The 23,540-nt window shown below is 60.0% G+C and carries 18 protein-coding genes; 8 read left to right on the top strand and 10 right to left on the bottom strand.

Annotation, left to right across the window (positions count from 1 at the left end; translation table 11 throughout):
* Window positions 1–41 precede the first annotated feature (41 nt).
* Both HEP89_RS12445 and HEP89_RS12450 read right to left on the bottom strand, forming a co-directional pair.
* Complete coding sequence (locus HEP89_RS12445) at window positions 42–2,477, bottom strand: FAD-dependent oxidoreductase (protein ID WP_168692149.1); 2,436 nt, start codon at window positions 2,475–2,477, stop codon at window positions 42–44.
* Between the two features lie 66 nt (window positions 2,478–2,543).
* The gene (locus tag HEP89_RS12450; protein ID WP_168692150.1) at window positions 2,544–4,121 is read right to left on the bottom strand and encodes a trimethylamine methyltransferase family protein; all 1,578 of its coding nucleotides are present in this window, start codon (window positions 4,119–4,121) and stop codon (window positions 2,544–2,546) included.
* A 238-nt stretch (window positions 4,122–4,359) separates the two neighbouring features.
* On the opposite strand from HEP89_RS12450, the gene HEP89_RS12455 reads away from it, so the two are divergent.
* Together HEP89_RS12455 and HEP89_RS12460 are read left to right on the top strand one after the other, a co-directional pair.
* Complete coding sequence (locus HEP89_RS12455; protein WP_209014643.1) at window positions 4,360–5,292, top strand: phosphotransferase; 933 nt, start codon at window positions 4,360–4,362, stop codon at window positions 5,290–5,292.
* A gap of 55 nt (window positions 5,293–5,347) precedes the next feature.
* Window positions 5,348–6,394 (top strand): ABC transporter ATP-binding protein, encoded by a 1,047-nt coding sequence (locus tag HEP89_RS12460; RefSeq protein ID WP_168692151.1) that lies wholly within the window; start codon window positions 5,348–5,350, stop codon window positions 6,392–6,394.
* A 71-nt stretch (window positions 6,395–6,465) separates the two neighbouring features.
* On the opposite strand, the gene HEP89_RS12465 is transcribed toward HEP89_RS12460, so the two are convergent.
* From HEP89_RS12465 to HEP89_RS12475, 3 genes are all read right to left on the bottom strand, one after another.
* Window positions 6,466–8,166, bottom strand: coding sequence for an iron ABC transporter permease (locus HEP89_RS12465; RefSeq protein WP_168692152.1), 1,701 nt, complete (start codon window positions 8,164–8,166; stop codon window positions 6,466–6,468).
* A 253-nt stretch (window positions 8,167–8,419) separates the two neighbouring features.
* Window positions 8,420–9,400, bottom strand: coding sequence for an ABC transporter substrate-binding protein (locus HEP89_RS12470; protein WP_077291800.1), 981 nt, complete (start codon window positions 9,398–9,400; stop codon window positions 8,420–8,422).
* A gap of 189 nt (window positions 9,401–9,589) precedes the next feature.
* Window positions 9,590–10,510 (bottom strand): MBL fold metallo-hydrolase, encoded by a 921-nt coding sequence (locus HEP89_RS12475; RefSeq protein ID WP_168692153.1) that lies wholly within the window; start codon window positions 10,508–10,510, stop codon window positions 9,590–9,592.
* A gap of 103 nt (window positions 10,511–10,613) precedes the next feature.
* Between HEP89_RS12475 and HEP89_RS12480 the strand changes: the two genes are divergently transcribed.
* Both HEP89_RS12480 and gndA read left to right on the top strand, forming a co-directional pair.
* A complete protein-coding gene (locus tag HEP89_RS12480; protein ID WP_168692154.1) occupies window positions 10,614–11,453 on the top strand; it encodes a LysR family transcriptional regulator in 840 nt (279 codons plus the stop codon).
* Window positions 11,454–11,555: 102 nt separating this feature from the next.
* Window positions 11,556–12,980: an NADP-dependent phosphogluconate dehydrogenase gene (gene gndA / locus HEP89_RS12485; protein WP_168692155.1), complete on the top strand. Its 1,425-nt coding sequence runs from the start codon at window positions 11,556–11,558 to the stop codon at window positions 12,978–12,980.
* Window positions 12,981–13,104: 124 nt separating this feature from the next.
* On the opposite strand, the gene HEP89_RS12490 is transcribed toward gndA, so the two are convergent.
* The 3 genes from HEP89_RS12490 to HEP89_RS12500 all read right to left on the bottom strand — a co-directional run bounded on the left by HEP89_RS12490 (window position 13,105) and on the right by HEP89_RS12500 (window position 15,366).
* A complete protein-coding gene (locus HEP89_RS12490; RefSeq protein WP_168692156.1) occupies window positions 13,105–13,923 on the bottom strand; it encodes a sugar phosphate isomerase/epimerase family protein in 819 nt (272 codons plus the stop codon).
* An 85-nt stretch (window positions 13,924–14,008) separates the two neighbouring features.
* Window positions 14,009–14,956, bottom strand: a complete 948-nt coding sequence (locus HEP89_RS12495; protein ID WP_168692157.1) for a glyoxylate/hydroxypyruvate reductase A — start codon at window positions 14,954–14,956, stop codon at window positions 14,009–14,011.
* Entirely contained in the window at window positions 14,953–15,366 is a 414-nt protein-coding gene (locus HEP89_RS12500) for a VOC family protein (protein WP_168692158.1), read from the bottom strand. The genes HEP89_RS12495 and HEP89_RS12500 overlap by 4 nt, the downstream gene beginning before the upstream one ends.
* 90 nt (window positions 15,367–15,456) lie before the next feature.
* On the opposite strand from HEP89_RS12500, the gene HEP89_RS12505 reads away from it, so the two are divergent.
* The 4 genes from HEP89_RS12505 to HEP89_RS12520 all read left to right on the top strand — a co-directional run bounded on the left by HEP89_RS12505 (window position 15,457) and on the right by HEP89_RS12520 (window position 19,791).
* Window positions 15,457–16,329 carry a LysR family transcriptional regulator gene (locus tag HEP89_RS12505; RefSeq protein ID WP_168692159.1) on the top strand — a complete coding sequence of 291 codons (873 nt, stop codon included), beginning with the start codon at window positions 15,457–15,459 and terminating at the stop codon, window positions 16,327–16,329.
* Between the two features lie 478 nt (window positions 16,330–16,807).
* Window positions 16,808–17,800, top strand: a complete 993-nt coding sequence (locus HEP89_RS12510) for an ABC transporter substrate-binding protein (protein WP_055661242.1) — start codon at window positions 16,808–16,810, stop codon at window positions 17,798–17,800.
* An 82-nt stretch (window positions 17,801–17,882) separates the two neighbouring features.
* Window positions 17,883–18,767, top strand: coding sequence for a proline/glycine betaine ABC transporter permease (locus HEP89_RS12515; RefSeq protein WP_152505558.1), 885 nt, complete (start codon window positions 17,883–17,885; stop codon window positions 18,765–18,767).
* Window positions 18,760–19,791, top strand: a complete 1,032-nt coding sequence (locus tag HEP89_RS12520; RefSeq protein ID WP_168692160.1) for a glycine betaine/L-proline ABC transporter ATP-binding protein — start codon at window positions 18,760–18,762, stop codon at window positions 19,789–19,791. The genes HEP89_RS12515 and HEP89_RS12520 overlap by 8 nt, the downstream gene beginning before the upstream one ends.
* A gap of 163 nt (window positions 19,792–19,954) precedes the next feature.
* On the opposite strand, the gene HEP89_RS12525 is transcribed toward HEP89_RS12520, so the two are convergent.
* Together HEP89_RS12525 and HEP89_RS12530 are read right to left on the bottom strand one after the other, a co-directional pair.
* A complete protein-coding gene (locus HEP89_RS12525) occupies window positions 19,955–21,295 on the bottom strand; it encodes an HlyD family type I secretion periplasmic adaptor subunit (RefSeq protein ID WP_023003359.1) in 1,341 nt (446 codons plus the stop codon).
* A gap of 51 nt (window positions 21,296–21,346) precedes the next feature.
* The gene (locus tag HEP89_RS12530) at window positions 21,347–23,533 is read right to left on the bottom strand and encodes an ATP-binding cassette domain-containing protein (protein WP_077291810.1); all 2,187 of its coding nucleotides are present in this window, start codon (window positions 23,531–23,533) and stop codon (window positions 21,347–21,349) included.
* Between the last annotated feature and the right edge of the window lie 7 nt (window positions 23,534–23,540).

Consider the following 23,540-nt stretch of genomic DNA (forward strand, 5'->3'; position numbering starts at 1 on the left):
GCATCCGGTCGTCAGACCAACACCCCGACGACCGGATGCATTCACATGCGCATGCGTTCGGCTTTCGGGTCGAACAGCGGTTCGCTGATGATGGTGGCCTTGCGGCGCTCGCCTAGGATTTCGATCTCGAAGGCGCCTTCCTGCGTGTTCGCTGCCAGTTCCGAGGGAATATACCCTTGTGCGAGGGATTTCCGCAGGTAGTGGGCGTAGCCGCCGGAAGTCACCCAGCCGATCACCTTGCCATCGTGCCAAACGGGCTCATCGCCCATGACGTCGGCGTCCGACGCGTCGACCACGAAGCTGACACGCAGGCGCTTCGGTCCTTCATCGAATTCTTTCTGGGCCGCCTCCTTGCCGATGAAGGTGTCCTTGGACAGCTTCACGAACCGGCCAAGATCGGCTTCGAATGCGCCGTAGATCGGGCGGAACTCGCGGAACCAGGTGCCGAAGTTCTTTTCTAGCCGCAGGCAGAGCAGGGCGCGCATGCCGAAGTTGACGATGTTGAACTCGGCTCCGGCCTTCATCAGCGCATCATAGACCTGACGCTGGTACTCCGGCGCCATCCAGATCTCGTAGCCAAGGTCGCCCGTGTAGGTGATGCGATTGACCTTGCAGGGGGCGTTGGCAACGTCCATTTCGCGGAAGTCCATGAACCGGAAGGCCTCGCCCGAGACATCGTCTCCGGTGATCTTCTCCAGAACCTTGCGCGAATTGGGACCGGCGATGGAGAGGCCAACCCAGCCGAGGTTGATTGCGCGGATCGTCACCGAGCCGTCCTCTGGCAGGTGCTTCTCGAACCAGCGCATGTGATAGATCTCGGCCTGGGACGAGCCCCACATGTAGAACTTCTGGTCGCTGGCCCGGGCGATGGTGAAATCACCGATCAGTTTGCCGTTCTCGTTCAGCATCGGCGTCAGGATGATGCGGCCGACCTTCGGCATTGTGTTGGTCATCAAAAGCGACAGGAAGCTTTCCGCGCCTGGCCCGGTGATCTCGTATTTGGCGAAGTTGGCCGTCTCCGTCACGCCCACGCTCTCGCGCACAGCCCGGCACTCGGCGCCGATGTGCTCAAAATCGTTGGAGCGATGGTAGGAGACGATGTCCCTGGCTTCCACGCCTTCCGGAGCGAACCAGAGCGGTGTCTCCAGGCCCCAGCTGTCGCCCATGACGGCGCCTTGCGCCAGCATGCGGTCGTAAAGCGGGGTTGTCTGCTGCGGGCGGGCAGCCGGAAGTTCCTCGTTGGGGAAACGGATCCGGAACCGGCGGCGATAATTTTCCTGAACCTTGGCATTGGTATAGGAGAGCGTTGCCCAGGTGCCGTAGCGGGCAACATCCATGCCCCAGATGTCGTAGCCGGGGTCGCCGTTGATCATCCAGTTGGCGAGCGTCAGGCCGACACCGCCGCCCTGGCTGAACCCGGCCATGACGCCGCAGGCAACCCAGTAGTTCCGAAGACCGCGAACCGGGCCGACCAGTGGGTTACCGTCCGGCGCGAAGGTGAAAGGCCCGTTGATGATCTGCTTGATACCGGCATTCTGCAGGGCGGGGAAATGCTCGAAGCCGACTTCCAGCTCCGGCGCGATCCGGTCGAGATCCGGCGCCAGCAGTTCGTGGCCGAAATCCCAGGGGGTCTGGCGCGGGCTCCACGGGCGGCAGTTCTGCTCGTAGGTGCCGAGCAGCACACCCTTGCCTTCCTGGCGGGTGTAGATCTCACCACCGAAATCCAGAACGCCGATCAGTTCCTTGCCGGTGGCCTCGTTGTGTGAGGTCACTTCCTCCATCTCGTCGGTCAGGAGGTACATGTGCTCCATGGCGAGCACCGGCAGTTCGATGCCGACCATGCGTCCGCATTCGCGTGCCCACAGGCCACCGGCGTTGACCACGTGTTCGGCGTGGATCGTGCCCTTGTTGGTGATGACATCCCAGGTGCCGTCGGGCGTTTGAACCAGTTCTTCCACCTTGGTGTGGCGCAGGACTGTCGCGCCTTTGACGCGGGCCGCCTTGGCATAGGCATGGGTGGTGCCGGAGGGGTCGAGATGGCCTTCAATCGGGTCCCAGAGCGCGCCGATGAAGTGTTTCTCGTCCAGAAGAGGGAACATCTTCTTGGCTTCGGAGACCGAGATCAGCTCCAGGTCCATGCCAAGATAGCGCCCCTTGGCCTGGGCAAGACGCAGGAAATCCATTCGCTCGGGCGTATCGGCCAGCATGACGCCGCCGGTCAGGTGCAGGCTGCAGGACTGGCCGGAGATTTCTTCCAGTTCCTTGTAGAGGTCGACGGTGTAACTTTGCAGCTGGGCTACGTTCGGATCGCCGTTCAGGGTGTGGAAGCCACCTGCTGCGTGCCAGGAGGAGCCGGATGTCAGTTCGTCGCGCTCGATCAGCGTGACGTCTTTCCAGCCGAGCTTGGTCAGGTGATACAGAACGCTGCAGCCGACAACGCCACCGCCAATGACAACAACCTGAGTGTGGGTATTCATGCAATCTGCTCCGGAAGCGCCTGCTCTTGCGCGGCAGGCCGTGTTCGAACGTGAAACGCGAAATGATCAGAAGTCGGTCGGGGCGCCGCCCTCGGCCTTTCGCCTCTCGACAAAGGCGGTGATTTCCTCGTCGATGGCCGGATCAAGCGGGGGCTGCTCATAGGCTTCCAGAGCCTTCTTGTAGAGCATGTTCGCCTTGTCGTAGGCGGTTGGGCTGCCTGCCTCCGACCAGCTTTCGTAATTGCGCCAGTCGGAAACGATGGGCGCGTAGAAAGCGTCCTTGTAACGGTCCTGGGTGTGCTGGGTGCCGAAGAAGTGGCCCGCCGGACCGACCTCGCGGATCGCATCGACGGCAAGGGCTGCCTCTGACACATCAAGCGGCGTCAGGTATTCGGCGATCTTCTGGAGCAGATCGATGTCGGTGATGAATTTCTCGAAACCGGCACTCAGTCCGCCTTCCAGCCATCCGGCGGCATGCTTGATGATATGGGCCCCGCCGTTGATCGCGCCCCATTCCGACAAGGTGGTTTCCAGCGCTGCCTGATAGTCGACCGTGTTGGCCGCGCAAACGCCTGACGACCTGTAGGGAAGATGATAGCGCCGGGCGAGCTGGCCGCCGACGATTGCTGCCTTCATGTATTCCGGCGTGCCGAAGGCTGGCGCGCCGGATTTCATGTCGACGTTGGACGTGAAGCCGCCATAGACCACCGGCACACCCGGGCGGACAAGCTGGGCGAAGGCAATCCCGGCAAGGGCTTCCGCGTTCTGCAGGGTCAGCGCGCCGGCAACGGTGACCGGAGCCATGGCACCGGCAAGAGTGAAAGGCGTGACGATGGAAACCTGTCCGGCCTTGGCCATTTCGATCAGGCCTTGCAGCATTGGTGTGTCGAGCCTCAGCGGCGAGGACGTGTTGATGACCGTTGCCACGCACGGCGTTTCGACGAATTCTTCCGGGGTAAGGCCGTAGCCGATCCGGGTCAGTTCCAGTCCATCGAGGTTGCGCTCCTTGCCGAGCGAATAGATGTGATAGACCTTGTCGGTGAGCCGGAGCATGTCTGCAACGCAGTCGAGATGGCGCACGGAAGCGTGGATATCGACCGGTTCGACCGGGTAGCCCATGACGCAGTGAATGATGTTAAAGAACTGCGACAGTTTCAGGAAGTTGCGATAGTCCTCCTGGTTGCCCGGGCGGCGGCCGTGGTCGCGGTCGACGGCATTGGGCGCGCTGGCCACACAGGAAAAGGCAAGGGCATTGCCGCCCACCTGCAGATCATGCGCCCGGTTGCGCGCACGGATCGTGAATTCGGTCGGGGCCTTGGCAACAAGCTCTTCCACCATTGCCCGGTCCATGCGTACACGGTCTTCACCCGGCTTGATGTCGGCCCCGGCATCCTTCAGGATCTGCTTTGCTTCCTCGTGCAGGAAGTCGATGCCGATCTCTTCCAGAACGCGCATGGATGCGTCGTGGATCGCTTCAAGTTCGTCAGCGGAAACGGCTTCCAACGGCTTGAAGATATGCCGCGGCTGCTTGAAGGGTTTTTGCGGAAAGAGATCCGGACCGGTCTTCTCGCCGCCCCTGCGCCGCCGTCCGCGCCGTGCGGGAGCCGTCTCGGCAAGCGAGGCCGTTTCGATGTCATGCGTCATGTCGTCCGCCACTATTCCTGAAAGCCGGACCTGTTGCCCTGGAAAGGCTTGGGCGCGGCCCGGTCTGCGCCATCTCATCAGACGTTACTTGAGAGGGGACTTTCAGCGGGCAGTCTCAGAACGACGGCCAGTGCTTCAACTCCGACATCCGGCACCGTGTCCTCGATCCAGCCGTGGTCTCGCCAATCGAAGGGCTTGACGGCAAGGGACTTCAAAGCGATCAGAACAAGGAGACTTTTTGTGGGGACCCTTGGTGCGCGTGTTGCTGTCGGATTCGGAACTGCTGGCTTTTCTGAAAACGCTACTGCCGGTGAAGGACTGGTCAGTTGCACGGCTGCGACCGTTGCCGGTCGCGTATACCGCCCGGTTCTGGCGCCTGGATACGCCTGGCCGAAGCTTTGTTATCAAGGAATTCTTCCCCGAAAACGAAGACAACCCTCTGTATCCGACCTTGCCGAGGCAGGAGGCGGACGCCCTTGCCGTTCTAGCCCGCCATGGCCTCTCGCCGGAACTTGAAGCGTTCACCTACAGTCCGGCGAAAACACCGCTGTTGATCTATGGCTATCCGACCCCCGTCGACAACGAGATTGATGTCGGAGAAGCCGCCGAGCTGATCGGTCGGTTTGCCGCCTTGAGTGAACCGGTGCCGGGACACCAGACCGTTCCGGCCGGATATCACGAGGTGCTGGCGCGGGGCGATGCCATGCTGGCGCTCATTCCGCATAGCCGCAAGGCGGCGAACCTGAAGCGGTCGCGCCCGGCGGAGGGCGCCGTCAAAAAGCGCGAGATCAAGCGTTCGCTGGTTCATCGCAGTTTCTGTCTGGGCACGATCCAGGCAACCGGCGATGGTGCCCGGCTGATCGATTGGCAATTCGCCGGGCTTGGTGACCCGGTCGAGGATATCGCCTGTTTCGTCTCTCCCGGTCTTGCAACGCTCTATGGCCTGCATCCGCTTGTCGCCCATGCGGAGGAAATGTTCCTGACGCGCTATCCTGACCAGGAGACGGTCGAGCATTTTCTGAAGGAGCGCGGCGCCTATCACTGGTGCCTTGCAGCCTATTGCCTGTTCCGCCACGAAACACTGATGCATTCCAACGCCCCGGCGGCCAGGGCCTATGGCCGCGCGCTGGAAGAGGAAGTCGATCTGCTGCTGCGTTTGCGGGGCCGATGAGGGGCGTTTGCAGTAGTTGTAATCAATCTGTCATGGGAGAAGGCTAACGGGAGGCATGTCCATCCAGCTTGCTTCCGTTTCCAAGTCCTTCGATGCCCAAAAGGCGCTGAACAGCGTGTCCCTTTCGATTGAGGGCGGCACGTTTTTCGTGGTGCTCGGCCCGTCCGGTTGCGGCAAGTCGACCTTGCTGCGCGCCATTGCCGGGTTGGAGCCGGTCGATGCGGGAGAGATCAAACTCAGTGGGCAGGCCGTTGCCGGCAAGGGCCTGCACCTGCCGCCCGAGCAGCGCCAGGTGGGAGTAGTGTTTCAGTCCTATGCGCTGTGGCCGCACATGAATGTTGCCGCCAATGTCGCCTTTCCGCTGGAGACGGCGGGTGAAAGGCGGAGCGCGGTGACGGCCCGTGTGGCGGAGTGCCTGGAAACGGTGGCCCTGACACCGTTCCGGCAGCGCAAGCCGGCCGAACTTTCCGGTGGTCAACGCCAACGGGTGGCTCTGGCGCGGTGCCTGGCGCAGGGCGCGCGCACCGTGCTGATGGACGAGCCTCTCGCCAATCTCGATCCGCATCTGCGCAGCACGATGGAAGAAGAGCTGGCGGCATTCCACAGGGCGAGCGGCGCGACGACGCTTTTCATTACGCACGACCAGCGCGAGGCAATGGCCCTTGCCGACAAGGTGGCGGTGATGTGGGATGGCTCCATCCTGCAGGCGGACGATCCCGACACGCTTTACCGCCGTCCGAATTCGAAGAAGGTCGCCGGTTTCATCGGCCGCAGCACACTCATTCCGGTGGATGTGCTGCGAGTTGAAAACGGCGAGGCGCAAGTGCGCTTCGGCAATGTCATCGCGGTCGTCGATTGTCCTGACCAAACAGTTTCGGGCCCAGCAACGTTGTTGCTCAGGCCGGAACATCTGGTGCTCGCAACGGGCACTTCCGGCTTCGAGGCAACGGTCGAACGGACGATCTACCGGGGTGGCTATTGGGAAGTCTTCGTCCGTCTCGAAGGCCTTTCGCAGCCGCTTCTCATGGTGCTTCACCGAAAGGCGGACCCTGGCGAGCTCCTTCAGCTCGATATCCTGCACGGGTGGGTGTTGCCGGAGTGAGTTTTGTTCCTTGTTATCACCCAGGGTAAAGCGCAGTGCAGACCCGGGATGACAAGAGCTTCGACTATCCCTCAATCCTTCCAGGGAATCGTCCCGGCCGGAACCTTGCGGGCCAGTGCATTCATTGTCAGCATGATCAAAATCGTTGCGGCGACGACCACAACCGACATGGCGGCGGCAAGCGTAGTGTAGCCGCCGTCTTCGTAGTTGAAGATTGTCGTGCCGATGGTCTCGTTGCCGGTGGACCAGAGCAGGGCGGAGACCGTGACCTCGTTGTAAGCGGTCAGAAACACCAGAATTGCACCGGAGGCAGCCGCGGGAGCTGCGAGCGGGGTGAAGATCCTTGTCATGCGCCGGTAGAACCCGGCGCCAGCCACCCGAGCCGCATCTTCCAATGTACCATCCATTTGCAGGAAGGCGGCGGCAACCGGTTTCAGGCCCACCGCCAGGAAAACGGAGACATAGGCAATCAGAATTATCCAGAGGGTGCCGTAGAGCGAGATGTTCAATACCGGCAGAGGGCGGATGAATGCCAGGATGAAGGCGATCGACATCACCAGGCCGGGCACGGCAAAGGCTATTTCCGACTGTGTGAGCGCAAGGCTCGCCCAGGTTCTGTGAGCCGGCTTCCGATGGGCGAGGAAATAGGCCAGGAACAGGCTGATGACAGCAATGACAAGTGCGGCAACCCCGGCAACGAGAGTTGAGTTGGCGAAGGCCCTGAGCGTGACGGACTGGCGCCAGAGCACCTCGGTGAAGTTTTCGAGTGTCAGGGTTTCCGCAGACAGCGGCAGGCCGTACGTGCGGACCAGCGAGGTCGCCAGCAACGAGGTTGCCGGCAACAGCAGTACGAAGGCCACGAACAGCCAGAGAGTGGCTTCCACAAAGGGACGCTTACGGCCAAGGGAGATCGCCAGAGGGTCTTGCGGCAGACCGATGAGGCTGGTGCGCAGGCGCCGCTGCAGCACACCTTGCAGCAGGATCGCGGCAAGGGCGACAACGGCCAGGATAACCGAAATGACCGCCACGTTTGGCAGGACATCCGGACCGAAGCTTGCCAGTCTCCGCCAGACCAGAACGGGCAACGTGGTGTAGCGTGCCGGAATGCCGATCAGGGCATTGATGCCGAAATTGCCAAGTGCGGCAACGAAGGCGAGCGCAAAACCGGCCAGCAGGGATGGCGCGAGCAACGGCAAGGTGATCCTGCGCAACATCAAGAGGCTTCCGGAGCCGGAAACGCGGGCTGCGTCTGAGAGTTCGCGCGGAAACGACCTCAACGCGGCACGGACAAGCAGGAACACCAGCGGGCTGTGCTGCAGGGTCAGCAGCAGGACGAGGCCTTCACGGGAGTAGAGAGGGTGGGTGGAGCCGAGTTCCGGAGCCAGCCCAAGCCAGCGCAGCACCGGGCTGCCCGGGCCGAGCGCCTGTATCCAGGCAATAGCCGTTACATGCGGCGGGATCATCATCGGCAGCAGGATCAGGAAAACCAGCAGACCCTTGGCGCGAATATCGGTGAGGCCGATCAGGAGTGCGAGCAGGGTGCCGAGCGCGGTTGCTGCCAGTGCCGACAAGAAACTGCTCTCAACGGAATGCCATAGCGCGCTTCGGACCGACCGGCTCTGCACGGCTTCCGTCAACGGGCCTAGGTCGAGACCGCCATCACCCGTCAGTCCGGTCTTGAACAAAAGCAGCAGCGGCAGCCCGCAGATCAGCGTTGCGCCGAGAAAAAGCGCGAGAAGGGTGGTCTTTTCGGAAAGCTTCGATAGCTGCACAGGGATTTGCCGTTGCTTCTCGCAGTCATTCCGGACAAGTGAGGCGTAGCCGAGCGATGATCCGGAATCCAGACATGTTTCGCGCCGGAGGCGCGGCCAAATTCCAAATGGAACAGTATTCGCTTTGCTCATGCTGATGTCTGGCTTCCGGATCAGCATGCAGCAACGCCGCATTTGTCCGGATTGACGGGGGAACGGAAAAAAGCAGCGAGGCTTCCGCCACGCTGCCCGTTGTCGAAAGGAGGCGTTGGCCTTACCCGCCGAAGATCTCGGAGAATTTCATCTTGTCGGCCTGGTCCTGTTCCAGGGCCTTGGCCGGATCGAAATCCATGAGCTTGATCTGGTCGCGCGCGGGAAAGCCTTCCGGAGCGGGGACGCCCGGGTGTGCCGGCAGGTAGCCCTGGGATGCGGCGAGCTTCTGACCGTCTTCGGAAATCAGGAAGTCGACAAATGCCTTGGCGGCATCCGGGTTCTGGGCAGTGGAGAGGATCGCAACCGGCTCGGTGACGGCGGAGACGCCTTCTTCCGGGAAGACGAACTCAACCGGTGCGCCTTTTACCTTTTCGCGGATCGGCAGGAAGTCGACGACGAAGCCGTAGAGTTTCTCGCCACCGGCAATCGCCTTGTAGACGCCGCCATTGCCGCCCTGCGGGTTGGCGCCCTGGTCTGCGAGGCCTTCGTAGTAGGCCCAGCCAAGCTCCGGGTTGGAGGTCAGCGCAGTCATGTGGATGGTCGCGGCGCCGGACGTCAGCGGCGACGGCATTGCCAGCTTGTCCTTTGCTTCCGGCTTCAGGAGATCCTTGTAGGACGTCGGCTTCATCGGCGCGTTGGTGTTGTACATGATGCCGGTGGTGATCAGCTTGGTGGAGAAGTAGCTCTTGTCCTTGTCCATGATCGCCGGATCGTAGGCGGAAACGTCGGCCGCCTCATGCGCCATCAGACGACCTTCCTGCTTCAGGCTCTCCATGGTCACCATGTCGGCGATCAGCAGTACGTCCGGCTTCGGCGCGCCGGCTTCGAATTCGGCCAGCAGCTTCGCCATGATCTTGGTGGTGCCGTCACGGACCCACTCGACCTCAACGCCCGGATGCGCCGCGGTGAAGGCATCGACGGTTGCCTGGGCGTCGGCGTTCGGCTGGGAGGTGTAGAGCACGAGCTTGCCGGTAACATCTTCGGCGTAAGCGGAGGCGGATGCCGCGGCCAGGAGGCCGGCTGCGATCAGAAGCTTTTTCATGTGACAGATCCTTTGCACAGAGCAGCAAAAGGGTTGCGGATGAAAATCGCCTATCAGCTCTACATGACAGTTTTATTCAGACAGCGAGTATTTTTACGTGTAATTTTGCCGGCTAAGTTTAGTTTATTGGAGGCGTTTGCGGCAGCCGGCATCTCCTTTGGAGACGCCGGTGCCCCGTTGTTTTCGTGGTCAGACGTAACTTACGCAGGTGCCTTCCGAAACAAGATCCAGTCCCTGCGTCTTGCCGGCAAGCGCAGTCGGCAGGCTGGTGACGGGTTCAAGATAAAGCGCGTAAGTGGAGTGATGGATCGGCAGTACCTTGCCAGGCCGGAGCTTATCCACGAAATCGGCGGCATGATTTGCGCCCATGCTGATCTGCCCGAGAGGTCCTGAAGTGCCGACGCCGCCAAGATGTGGAATGAGCACGTCCGGCGATCCGAAACCCTTGAGCGCGTCGAGGACATTTGGCGTCGGGAAGGTATCGCCGGTCCAATAGACCGACTTTGCCCAGTCGCCCTGGCGGATCTCCAGCCAGTAGCCATTACCTGGGCCAAGCAGCGAGGCAATCTCCGGGTTTTCCGAGTGTTCGGCAGGTAGTGCGGTCAGCGAGAGCGTGACGTCACCTCTGGTGATCACGTGAGGTTTCATCCAGTCGGCCACCTGAACCTGCGTGAACCCCTTTGCGGTCAATCGCTCCCGGTCATGTGAGGGAACGAGGAATGGCATGTCCGGGGCAATTGCGCTTTCCGCCGTCTGGTCGAAATGATCTTCATGCAGGTGGGACAGCAGGACTTGATCCACCCTGGAAAGATCGACACCGCGAAACGGGGTCAGCCGTTTGTGTGTCACCACATCGGGTCCCGTGGCGAGATCGAACATCTGGTTGGGATCACCCATGCGAAACGCGTGCTCACCTTCGCCGAAGGCCGGGTCGGTCAGGAGGGTGAGGTCCCCGCATTCGATCAGCATCGTTGCACCGCCGAGCCAGGTGATGTCGAGCCGGGGAGATCCTGTTGCGGTTCTTGCGGGAGCGGACGAAACACCGGTCAAGATTGCGGGAGCAGCCAGCGACATGGTGCCGGCTGACTTCAGAAAACTGCGCCGTTTCATGGGAATACCTCTTGGGACCATTGATGGTGCGTTGTAGGTAGACCGCAGATATTGTTCGGTGTAGCTGTATAAAAATGAACAGTCTGGCTGAAAATGTCGCGCAATGACAACGTTGGCACATCTGGAAACCTTTGTTGAAGTGGCCGGTCTTGGCAGTTTCGCTGCTGCCGCCCGGCAGCTTGACTTGCCGAGGTCGACAGTGACGGCTCGTATCAAGGCACTGGAGGAAGAGCTTGGCGTCGCCCTGTTCCAGCGCACGACCAGGCAGGTGCGCCTGACGGTGGAAGGCGAGGCCTATCGGGAAAAAGTGCAGCCGGCCTTGCGGGACCTGGAGGAGGCCGGAGAACAGCTGAAATCGGCACAGGCGCCGCAGGGGATGGTGCGAGTGTCCGTCCCGGTCGACCTGCCGCTGGATGTTCTGGCAGAGGCGATGGCCAGCTTCAACTTACGATATCCGGAGGTCCGGATCGAAGTGCATGTCAGCGATCGACCCGTTGATCTGACCGGCGAGCGGTTCGACTTCGCCCTCCGCGGCAACCGGGTTGCATCGGAAAGTGTCATCGTCCGCAAGATCGCCTCCAGTTTCCTTGTTCTTGTTGCCCGGCCGGAGCTCATGGAAGAGGCGTCGTTCGGCGAGCTGTTGACGTCAGGACGGGTGATCGATCCCGCCGAAGTGCTGGTGGAGGCAGGGCAAGGAGGAGGCGCCCCTGTTTACAGGACGCGAAACCTGCAGCTTGCGCTGGCCCTGGTGCTGAATGGCGGTGTGGCGGGTATCTTGCCGAAATCGATGTGTGCCGAATTCCTGGCGGATGGACGCTTGGTCGAGGCTGCGTGTCCGGTCGATCTGCCGGAGTTGCCGCTCTTTGCGGTCCTGCCGTCACGACGGTTCATCCCCAAGCGCGTTCGCCTGCTGGTGGATCATCTGGCAAGTGCTTTCGGCTGATCGGATTTTACACGGTCTTGCCCCAACCAGACATTGCCGTTGGGCAGCTTGTCGGCTATCACCGCCCCACCAGACATTAATCGATTTATGAAAGGCATGTTCATGAGCACAAACGGCGCGGCCGCGGAAATCGGCCTGATCGGTCTCGGTACCATGGGTGGCAACCTTGCGCTCAATATTGCCGAACATGGCTTTCAGATCGCGGTGTTCAACCGGACCACGGAGAAGACCGACCAATTCATGGCGAAGGCCGGGGAACTCGCGCCGAAACTGGTTCCGACCAAGACGCTGGAAGACTTCGTTGCATCCATCAAGACCCCGCGCGCGGTCATCCTGATGGTTCCGGCCGGTGAAGCGGTCGATGCACAGATCGAGGCTCTGCGGCCGCTATTCGATGCAGGCGATCTCATCATCGATGCGGGCAATGCCAATTACCACGACACGAACCGCCGCGCGGCGGAAGCTGCCGAAAAAGGCCCTCGCTTCATGGGGATCGGTGTTTCCGGTGGCGAGGAAGGCGCACGCTTCGGTCCGTCCATCATGGGCGGTGGTGCGAAGGACGCCTGGGATCAGGTCGGCCATATTCTGGAAGCGATTTCCGCCAAACACGAAGAAACGCCCTGCGCGGCCTTTCTGGGTGAAGCAGGCGCGGGTCATCTGGTCAAGACAGTCCACAACGGCATCGAGTATGCCGACATGCAGATGATTGCCGAAGTCTACGGCGTCATGCGCGACGGTTTTGGCATGTCGGCTACAGAGATCGGGGATGTCTTCGAGAAGTGGAATGGCGGCATCCTGCAGTCCTACCTGATCGAGATTTCCGGCAAGGTTGCCAAGACGGCGGATCCGGACACCGGCAGACCGATGCTCGACATCATCCTGGACAAGGCCGGCCAGAAAGGCACCGGTCGCTGGACGGCCATCGAGGCACTGATGCTGGGCACCCCGGCAAGCGCCATCGAGGCGGCCGTTGCCGTGCGCAACATGTCCGCGCGGTATGAGGAGCGCAAGGAAGGCGAAGCCGAATTTGGCGCGGCTCCGAGCGGCATGGACCGCGAAGCTGTGACGATCGATGCGCTGGAAGCAGCTCTCGTTGCCGGCAAGATCATCTGTTATGCGCAAGGCTTCGGTCTGATCCTGGAAGCGGCCAAACAATATGGCTGGGCAATGCCTCTGCCGGAAATCGCCAAGATCTGGCGGAACGGCTGCATCATTCGCTCGTCCATGCTGAACGACATGTCGTCCGCACTGTCCGACGACGCCGAACGCAACCTGATGCTGGCGCCGTTCTTCTCGGCAAAGCTGAAGGAAACCGAAGCGATGCTTCGCCAGGTCGTTGCCCAGTCCGCGCTGCATGGTTTGCCGGTACCGGCCCTTTCGGCGGCGCTGTCCTATTTCGACATCATGCGCACAGGCCGTTCCACCGCAAACATGCTTCAGGGCCAGCGCGATTTCTTCGGCGCGCATGGTTTTGAACGCACCGACAAGGACGGCGGCGGCTACCACGGCCCCTGGGCGATGGGCTGAGGCCAAAAATCAGACGCTCAGGCTTTCGCCTGGGCGTCATTGCGGCTCGGTGTGTGCGCTGCGAAGCACTTGTCCGCAATGACGGCGCACGGTTTTGCGCCGCCTCGCAGTGCCGTCCTTGTGGTTACTGCGCCAGTCCAAGTGCCGCCATGTTGGCAATTGACGCCGGCAGGCCGGAATGGTCGCGCAGTTCGATGATCAGACGGGGATCACTCTCGAGTTTGGAAAGCGCGCCGAACACGGAGTGCCAGTTGATGGTGCCCTGCCCAAGCGTCCAGTGGCGGTCGGCGTAGCCATCCGCGTCCTGCAGGTGGATATGGCGCAGACGATTGCCGGCGGCCCTGACGTAGTAATCGACCGGCGGGGCGCCAGTCGTGCCATGAGCATAGTGAGCGTGTCCTGTATCGATAGAGACTTTCACCGCCTGTGAACCGAAGCTCTCTGCAAGCTCTATCCGGGCATAAGGGTCCTTGTCTTCGATGTTCTCGATGACGAGTTCGCAGCCGATATCTTCTGCACGCTTGACTGCGTCGCTCATCGTCAGGTGACAGAGCTCTATCTTGCGCTGCCGGGCATTTTCATAATTGTCGAGGTTGTTGAAGTCCCAGGTCGTATAGGGGCTGTGCACGACCATGTGGGTGCCGCCCAGTGCCTCGCAGACTTCCAGCCCTTGCAACAGGCGCTTGCGTACGATCTCGCGGACGTCGACATCCATGCTGTCGACGGTGAAGCCAAAGAAGGGGCCGTGAATGCCGACACGGCCCTGATGGCCGTCCAGCAGTTTTTGGGCCTTCTCGACAATCGGTTTCCAGTCACCGTTCAGCACTTCGGCCGGCCAGAAGTCCTGAAGTTCCAGATCCCGCGGTTTGTCCAGCATCAGATTGCGATGGGTTTCCAGCGCGTCAACTGTCAGCGCGGCACCAAGAATTGGAAGATCGGTCATGAAACACCTTTGAAGGAGACGAAACGGTTGTCGCCTGATTAGAGGCTGATCCTTGACACTATTGCGACGGAGAGCGGATCAAATTTCAGTATCCACGTTCCCGGTCGACGGCTGGGGGAATCGTACCGTCTTCGTAATACCGGCCGATGTTGTCTGCCACGATCCTGGACGCTGTGCTGATGATGGTCGGGGCGGATATGTGCGGCAGCACCGTGACCTTGTCATGATCCCACAGCGGACTTGACGGTGGCAGGGGCTCTTCATCGAAGACGTCGAGAACGGCATGGCCGAGCGGGCCGTTGTCGAGTTTGTTGATGAGAGCGGCAGTGTTGATAATCGGCCCTCGGGCGAAGTTGATGATCGAAGCGCCCTTCTTGCAGGCGCTCAGCTCGTCCTGGCCGAGCAATCCGCGTGTTTCATCCGTCAGCGGCATCAGCAGGACGATGAAATCCGACTGGCCGAGCACCTCCAGAAGTCCGGCGCGACCATGCCGGCAGGCTATGCCTTCAATTGATTTTTCGGTACGGCTCCAGCCGAGCACATTGAAGCCGTTGGCTTTCATCCGCAAGGCGGCGGCTGCGCCGAGCTTGCCAAGACCCAGAACACCAACCGTGCGTTCCTGTGGGCGTTCGAGTGCATGATCCTGCCAGACCTTCTGCCGCTGCTGGGCAATGTACCGGGGCATGCCCCTGTGCAGGTAAAGCGTCCAGGCAAGAACCGCTTCCGACATGGTTTCCGCCATTTGCGGATCCGTCAGGCGGACGATCTTCGGACCGTTTGCGGGAAGCTCACCCATCAGGCGCTCCACCCCGGCCCACAGGCTTTGTACCCAGACCAGATTGGGAAGTGCCGCCACATTGGCGGGGTCGGGATTGGCGACGATGGCAACGCGCGCTTCGGATCGTTGGTCCTCCGTCAGGTCTTCGAACAGCTTGACGTCGGCGATGCCGTCGAGAGCCTTCGGCAGTGCCTCGCGCCAGCTCTGGCGCTCATCAGGGCTTGCGGAGGAAACAAAGGGAACGACGGGCCTCATGCGGCGAAAACCCCGGCTTCATCGGCAAAGCCCTTGATTTCGATTGGGTTGCCGGAAGGGTCCTTGAAAAACATGGTGCTCTGCTCGCCGGGTTGGCCCTCGAACCGGACGGTCGGGGCGATGACGAAGGCGAGGTTAGCGTCTGTCAGCTTTTGCGCAAGCGTCTTCCAGGTCTCCATGTCCAGCACCACGCCCAGGTGCGGCATCGGCACCATGTGATCGCCGACCTTGCCGGTGTTGGTCGTCTCGAAAGGCTTGCCGAGATGGAGGGACACCTGATGGCCGAAGAAGTTGAAGTCGACCCAGGTCTGCGTGCTGCGGCCTTCCTTGCAGCCAAGCATGCCGCCGTAGAACGCGCGGGCTTCGTCCAGATCGGTTACGTGATAGGCAAGGTGAAAACAGGGTTGCATCGCTCGGCTCCTTTGAAAACGGATGTTGAGTAGCAGATCCGATTCAAAACATTTAAGATGTTTTTCTGCTTCTGAGCGAAGGAAAATGTTTTGGATACCCGATTTCTTGAAAGCCTGCTGGCCGTTGCCGAAACCGGATCCATTGCTGCGGCTGCGCGGCAGCAGGGGCTCACGGCCGCTGCCGTCAGCCAGCGTATTCGTGTGCTGGAAGCCGAATTGGGGGCAACGCTTCTCAACCGAACGGCACACGCAGCCCTGCCGACCGAAACCTGTTTCCGGCTGTTGCCCGCAGCACGTCGCCTTGTGCGGGACGCGGAGCAGCTGACAAACCGCATAGATGCTGATGGGTTAAGCGGTCCATTTCGGCTTGGGGCGGTATCGACGGCCCTTTCGGACAACGTGCCCACGGTCATCCAGCAGTTCCGGCAAAAGGCGCCTCAGGCGGTGCTGACCGTTCGGCCCGGCACGTCGGCCGATCTTTACGAGGGATTGCGCAGCGGAGCGCTGGACGCGGCCATTACGGTTGCCGCCCCATTTGAATTGCCCAAGGACATCATCTGCAGAACACTGGAGGCGCAGGCTATCGTTCATGCCTTGCCGCCCGAACGCGATCTATCCAAAACCGAGGCCGGAAAACTGCCCTGGATTGTCTATGACAGGCAATCGTGGGGCGGCCGCAAACTCTGGGCAGATTTTGGCGCGTTGGTTGGCGAAGAACACATCCTGTGTGAGCTCGATGCTCCGGAAACGATCGCGCAGATGGTGTCTCAGGGAGCAGGACAGGCGATTTTGCCCGTCTGGCAAGGGTTGCGGATGCATGGTCCGGAGATGACCTTGAAAGATCTTCAGGGCGGGGCCGGACGCGAAATGGTTTTCTTGCGAAAGCACACTTGTGCCGCACCGGTACTTGCCGACCTCGTGCACAAGGTGTTGCGCGATCAGGTCATCAGTACACATGGTTAAATTCGGCACTTACTGGTTGATCTTATTGAGTTTAAACACCTTTTAAGGGTGAAAAGAATCACTGTCATAGTAAGAAAATTATGTGTCATGACGAATACCGGCATTAAAATGTCGTTTGCAGGCATGTTCACGAAATTTGACGTATGAATGGTATGAGAATTGCGACTATACTGTTGTGCTAGGAGCCTCTTAATGCAATTGTATTGGTCGTTGGGCCTGAGCTCGGTACAAATACCGAGTATGACCTTCTTCTCAAGTAGAGACGGCGGTCAGGCTTATTTCGAGCAAGAACAACGTATATGCGTCAAATGAAGGCTGAATTAATAAGATTTAATCTAGAGGCCTTCACGGCTCAATTCTGTTCTCAACTCGTTATTCTTTTCCATTGGACGCGCAGGGAGGTGATTGCTTTCACGGAAGCTTTCGCGCGCCGCGCCCAATTCAATCTCAAGCAAACAGACTGCACAGGAGCATCCTCATGAAGAAGTTGTTTGTCTCGGTCGCCGCGACCGCTCTTATCGGCATGGCCTCGTCCGCCATGGCAGAAGAGTGCGGCACGGTCACCGTTGCGGAAATGAACTGGGCGTCGGCAGGCGCTATCGCGCAGATCGACAAGATCATTCTGGAAAATGGTTACGGCTGCGACGTCGAACTGGTCACAGGCGACACGATGCCGACCTTCACCTCCATGAGTTCCAAAGGGAAGCCGGACATGGCGCCGGAACTCTGGATCAACGCCGTGCGCGAGCCTCTCGACAAGGAAGTGGCCGAAGGCTCCCTGATCATTGGCGGCGAAATCCTGAACGAAGGCGGTGTCGAAGGCTTCTGGGTTCCGACCTATATCGCCGAAGAGCATAATATTTACACAGTGAAGGACGCTCTTGCGCATCCGGAACTGTTCCCTGGCGCGGAAGACGAAAGCAAGGGTGCCTTCTTCACGTGTCCGACCGGCTGGAACTGCCGCATCACAACCGGAAACCTGTTCCGCGCCTTCGGCTTCGACAAGGGCGGTTTCGAACTGGTCGATCCGGGTTCTGCTGCCGGTCTCGATGGCTCACTCGCCAAAGCCAACGAGCGCAAGGAAGGCTGGCTCGGTTACTATTGGGCACCGACCGCGATCCTCGGCAAGTACGACATGACCCTGCTCGACTTCGAAGTCCCGCATGACAAGGAAGAGTGGGACACCTGCACCGTGATCGAGGACTGCCCGGAGCCTAAGCCGAACTCCTGGGTGAAGTCTGAAGTCTTTACCGTCGTCACCGACGACTTTGCCAACAAAGCAGGCCCGGCCATGGAGTACATCAAGGGCCGCACCTGGGATAACCGGACGGCCGGCAAGGTTCTTGCCTGGATGACCGACAACCAGGCGACCAATGAAGATGGTGCCTACTACTTCCTCGAAAACTTCGAGGATGTCTGGACCAAGTGGGTTAGCCCGGAAACGGCCGAAAAGGTCAAGTCGGCACTCTGAGCCGGCAATAAGTAGAAGGGCCGCCCCAGCAGGTGCGGCCCTTTCCATATGGGGCAAAAAGAATACCATCAGGATTGGTTAGATGGATTGGATTGAATTTCCCTCGTTAAGCAGGGGTACGTTGCGAGACATTCGCGTGACGATCGACGGCACCGTTGACACTTTTCTGGGGGCCTATGGCGAAGCGATCGAACACGCTTTCGATCCCCTGAAAGATTTTCTCATCTGGCTGGAAGACCTACTGATTTCGTCGCCTTGGCCAATTGTGCTGGCTGTTCTTCTCAGCATCGTCTTCTTGATGAGCCGGAACTACAAGATCGTTGCTGGATCACTCTTTTCACTCATCCTGATCGGTGTATTCGGTATGTGGGAAGACACCATGCGGACCATCGCCATGGTCACGGTCTGTACCATGTTGGCTATTCTTTTGGGAATCCCGCTCGGCATTTTGATGTCGCGCTCGGAACGGGTTCAAGGCTGGATCAACCCCATTTTGGACCTGATGCAGACGATGCCGAGCTTCGTCTACCTCATTCCGGTCGTGATGATTTTCGGAATTGGTAAAGTTGCCGGCCTGATCGCGATCGTTGTGTATGCTATCCCGCCGACCATCCGATTGACGAACCTTGGAATCCGCCTTGTCGATCAGGATGTCCTTGAGGCTGCCGATGCGTTTGGATCCAGCCCATGGCAAAAGCTAGTCAATGTTCAGTTGCCCCTGGCGCTACCAACCATCATGGCGGGGATCAACCAGACAATCATGATGGCACTGGCCATGGTTGTTGTCGCGGCCCTGATCGGGGTCAAAGGGCTTGGGCAGCCTGTCCTGAACGCTATCGCAAACCAGTATTTCTTCATGGGGGTTCAGAACGGTCTAGCGATTGTCGCGATCGCTATCATATTCGACCGGGCAACACAGGCATATGGAAAACGCCTTCAAAAACACTCGGAGGTGCTTCATGGCTGAGGCAACGGGTATCGAGATCAAGAATCTCTACAAGATCTTCGGATCGAACGGCAAGGAGATGGTCAAGAAGGTCAAGGACGGCATGTCCAAGTCCGAGTTGAACGAGAAATTCAACCATGTGCTTGGCCTCAACGACATCAACATCTCCATGCCAGGTGGCAAGATCCAGGTGGTGATGGGCCTTTCCGGCTCGGGCAAATCCACCTTGATCCGCCATATCAACCGGTTGATCGACCCGACCGATGGCGAAGTGCTTTATGGCAACGACGATGTCTGCAAGATGTCTCAGGCAGAACTTCGGGAATTCCGCCGCCACAAGACGGCGATGGTGTTCCAGAAGTTCGCGCTGCTGCCACACCGCACGGTGATGAAGAACGCCATCTACGGCCTGGAAATCCAGGGTGTGCCGGTCAAGGAAGCTGAAGAGCGTGCGGCCCGCTGGATTGCCCGCGTCGGGCTGGAAGGGTTCGAGAACCACTATCCCAACCAGCTGTCCGGCGGCATGCAGCAGCGTGTGGGGCTTGCGCGCGCACTCACCAACGATGCTGACATTCTGCTGATGGACGAGGCGTTCTCGGCGCTCGACCCGCTAATCCGCATGGACATGCAGACCGTGCTTCTCGACCTTCAGGAAGAGCTGCACAAGACCGTCGTCTTCATCACCCACGATCTGGACGAGGCGCTGCGCCTTGGCGACAGGATCGCGATCCTGCGCGACGGGGCAGTTGTGCAGCAGGGGACCGGGCAGGAAATCGTTCTGAAGCCTGCGGACGCCTACATTGCCGACTTCGTCAAGGAAGTGAACCGTGGCCGGGTGATCCTGGTCGACACGGTCATGGATACGTCCCGGACGCTGGAAAACGGACCGACGATTTCCAGCGGCATCCTGCTGGAAGAAGCGGCCCGGACCTTTGCCGACACGGGCGAGGGCGAGGCAAACATCGTCAACAGCGATGGCCGTCCGATCGGCGTGCTCAACGTGCATGACACGATCTATGCGATGGTGACGCCGGCAACCCACTGAGCCAATGAAGTGTGAAAACATCAAAACCCCGGAGTTCGCTCCGGGGTTTTTTGTATCCTGGGCGGCAACCTCCACTCTTTCTCGGAAGAAGCCTCGGTGTACCTGCAAGAAGAAAAAGCCCCGGAGTGTTTCCGGGGCTTCAGGATTTCCGGAAAACTCGACTTCAGCGCTCTGTGAAGATCGTTCGTGCCGCACGTGTTACAGGGTGCAGCAGGTAAAGGAGGATCGATTTCGATCCGGTGACCACTTGGGCGTTGACCTGCATGCCAGGGCGGATCGGCCGTTCGTGTGAACCGGCGCCGATGACCTGGCCGGGAAAGGCGAGGGTTGCCTTGAAGTAGTATTCGCCGAATTCGTCCTGGAAACTCGAGGCGGAAATGGTCTCCACTTCCGCGGCCACGGTGCCATAGATGTTCGGGTCGTAGCTGGTGATCGTGATGTCGGCCCTGTCGCCGATGTTGATATGGCCGACGTCCTTCGGATTGACCTTCACCTCGGCAACGAGGTTTTCGGACAGGGGGACGATCTCGGCAATCAGATCGCCGGGATTGACGACTGCACCACGACCGGTCGGGCCAAGGCTCTTGACGTAACCTGCCACCGGCGCCTTAACGAACAGGCGGTCCTGCCGGTCTTTCAGTTTGGCGATTTCCTGTTTCAGTTCGTCGCGCTCCTGGGCAATCCTGGCGCGCTCGTCGGCGACATCCCGGTTCACTTCGGCGCCGGCCTGACTGAGGCTGGCCTGGGCTTCGGTCAGCATTTCACGGGCCTGTGCGAGATTGCCGAACAGCTGTTCCAGTGTGACCTGCGACCGCTGAAAATCCCCCTTGGCCTCCAGGAAGCGGCGACGCGACGTGTAGCCGTCTTTCAGCAAACCTTCCTGGATCTGGAATTTTTCCTTTTCCAGTTCGACCTGTGATTTTTGAAGTTCGACCTGTGCTTCCAGGCTGACCACTTCGGCACGCCTCTGGGCGACACGCGCGGTGTAGGCTTCCTGTTCGTCGGCAACCGCCTTGCGGTTGGCGGTCAAGGCTGCCCGTTGCTGGGTGCTCAGGCCATCCACCGACGGGTCCAGGCGCAGGCCAACGGTGTTGGCATCGCTGTATTCCTGTGCAAGCAGACGGCGTTCCTCAAGTTCCAGATAGCTGAGACGGCTTTGAATGCGGGCGAGTTCCGTGGTCGTATCCTGTTTTTCCAGGTGGGCGAGTGGGTCTCCCGCCTGTACCAGCTGGCCTTCCTCAACAAGGATCTCCGAGACGATGCCGCCTTCCAGGTGCTCCACTTTCAAAATCTGGCCGGCAGGCGCTATCTCCCCGATCGTGTTGGCCACTTCCCGGATCTGGCCGACGGCAGCCCACAGCAACAGGAAGCCGGTCGCGATGGTCAGTCCCATGAGGAGGCGTGAATAAAAGGCTGGGGGCACGCCGTCTTCCAATTCCAGCGGAAGGCCGACGCGGCCGTAGACCGCCTTGCGGAGAGTGTCGGGATCGTCTTTTGCTGCCATTGGAAAGTCCTCGGCGGTTGTCTTGCAGCGGGCCGGCGACGGCCCCTTACGTTATTTCGATTGTTGCTTGAGCACGTCCTCAAGGATGTCCTTCGGGGCTCCGGCCATCGCCACCATGCCGTTCTGCATGTAGACAATGTTGTCTGCCATGCGCATGTGGCTGGGGCGGTAGGTCGTGATGATGACGGTCGACTTTCCGCGAACCTGGTCGATCTTCTTCATCAGGAACTTGTCGCCTTCGAAATCCAGATTTCCGGCAGGGTTGTCTAGCAGATAGATCGGGGCAGGGCGCATGAAGGCCCTGGCCAGCAGCAGGCGCTGTTTGACGTTGTCCGGCAGCACTTCGATCAGCTGGCCGGTCAACCGGGTCTCCACACCCTGGGGCAGAATTTCGCCATAGGCGTTGAGGCCGAATTCCTCGAAGGCCTTGCGAACCTGATCGTTGTCCGCCTGCGGATTGGCCATGCGGAAGTTCTGCGCAATCGTACCGTAGAAGAAATCGTGGTGTTCCGGTGCATAGCCGATGGAGTTGCGCCATTCGCCCGGGTCGAGCTGGCGGATGTCGAGATCGTCGACAAGGACAGCGCCCATATGGGGTCGATAAAGCCCGAGCACGGCCCGCACCAGCGAGGTCTTGCCGCAGCCGCTCGGGCCTGTGATCGCGGTGACGGATCCCTGCTCCATCTGAAGCGAAAAATTGCGCAAGGCCGGTTCCTGGCGGGAAGGGTAGCGCAGCACGACGTTGGAAAAGCGGATCGTGCCCTGGAACTGGCGGTGCAGGCTCGGCAGCCTGCCGGGCTGGCGTTCCATTTCGATTTTCAGAAGGCTGTTGATCCGTTCGATCGTCTGCTGGGCCTGGCCCAGTTGCGATACGCTGAGGAAGGCCTGATGCATCGGGCTGAGCGCACGCCAGGAAAGGGCCATGACGGCAATGAGCGCGCCTTGAGACAGGTCCTGGTTCATGACCAGAACGGCTCCGAAACCGAGGACCCCGATGCCGCACAGGGTCATGAACATCTGCGAGACCACTTGCATGACCTGCGACAGTTGCCTCGTCTTCAGGTTCTTCAGCGCAAAGTCCGCGGAAATTGCCCGGTATTTCTCGACCCAGATGTCGTCGGCGGACAGTTCCCGGATGGCCTTTCGCTTCGACAGGATCTCCACGGTGATGTTCTGCATGCGCGATTTTGCATCGCCGGCCTGATTGATTGCCTGTTTCATGCGCGGAACGATGAGCATGGCCGACAGGACATAGAGCACCAGCAGCCCAGCCGGCAGCAGTGCAAGCGGCCCGCCAATGAAGCCGAGAACCATGACGAAAATCACCGAGAAGGGAAGGTCGATCAACGCATTGGCGAGATTGCCGTGAAAGACGTCCCGCACGCCGTCGAACTGCTTCAGACGGGTGATTTGCGCTCCGATGGGGGCGGACGAAATCAGGGGGAGCGGCAGATGCAGGAAATGGCGGAAGGTGGTGTTGGCGACCACCGCGTCGAGCCTGGCGCCCAGGTAAGCCTGGAGATGCGATTTGGTGCCTCTGACCATCCAGTCCATGATCAGCACAAGTGCAATGCCGATCAGCAGCGTGACCAGCACGGAAACGGATTTGGCGCCGATAGCCTTGTCGTAAACGCTCATGACAAAGAGCGGCAGACCGAGCGCCAGGATGTTCGACAGCAGGCCGACGGTCATGATCGACAGCACCGTGCCCCTGAACTGATGGAACAGGCGGGAGGACCAGTGCTGAAAACCGGCGCTTTCGGTGCTGTCATCCGGCTCGATCACGAAGATCTCGGCATCCTTGAGTTCGCTGAAGGCAATGGCGACCGTGCGATGAGCCTCGCCGCTGTAGGCCTGGAACCGGCCGTCGCTCGAGCGCCCCAGGCCGACCAGTAGATTGTCTCCGTGTTTCACCAGGCAGGGAAACTGTTCCGCGGTCAGCTGCTTTGCGGACCGTCCGGTCGGAGTGACCCGAAAGTTCAGCCGGGTCAGCACGGCGCGAAGGTCGAAGATGCCCTTTATGCCTTCAAGGTGAGGCAGGGCTTCGAAGAGATGGCGTTCCATGCCATCCCAGCCGAGGGCTTCCAGAAGGGGCAGCAAACAGGCCTCTGCCGGAGACGCGCGGTCGATCGTACTGCCTGAATGCTGCTGGACACGGGTTTCCAGGTTCATCCGGCTCTCTGCCGGGTTCAGGTTCTGAAAGATCGAATCCGCGTTTTCAAAAGCCGCCAGGGACATGTTCAGC

Source organism: Labrenzia sp. 5N, assembly GCF_012395805.1.
GTDB classification, from domain to species: Bacteria; Pseudomonadota; Alphaproteobacteria; order Rhizobiales; family Stappiaceae; genus Roseibium; species Roseibium algicola.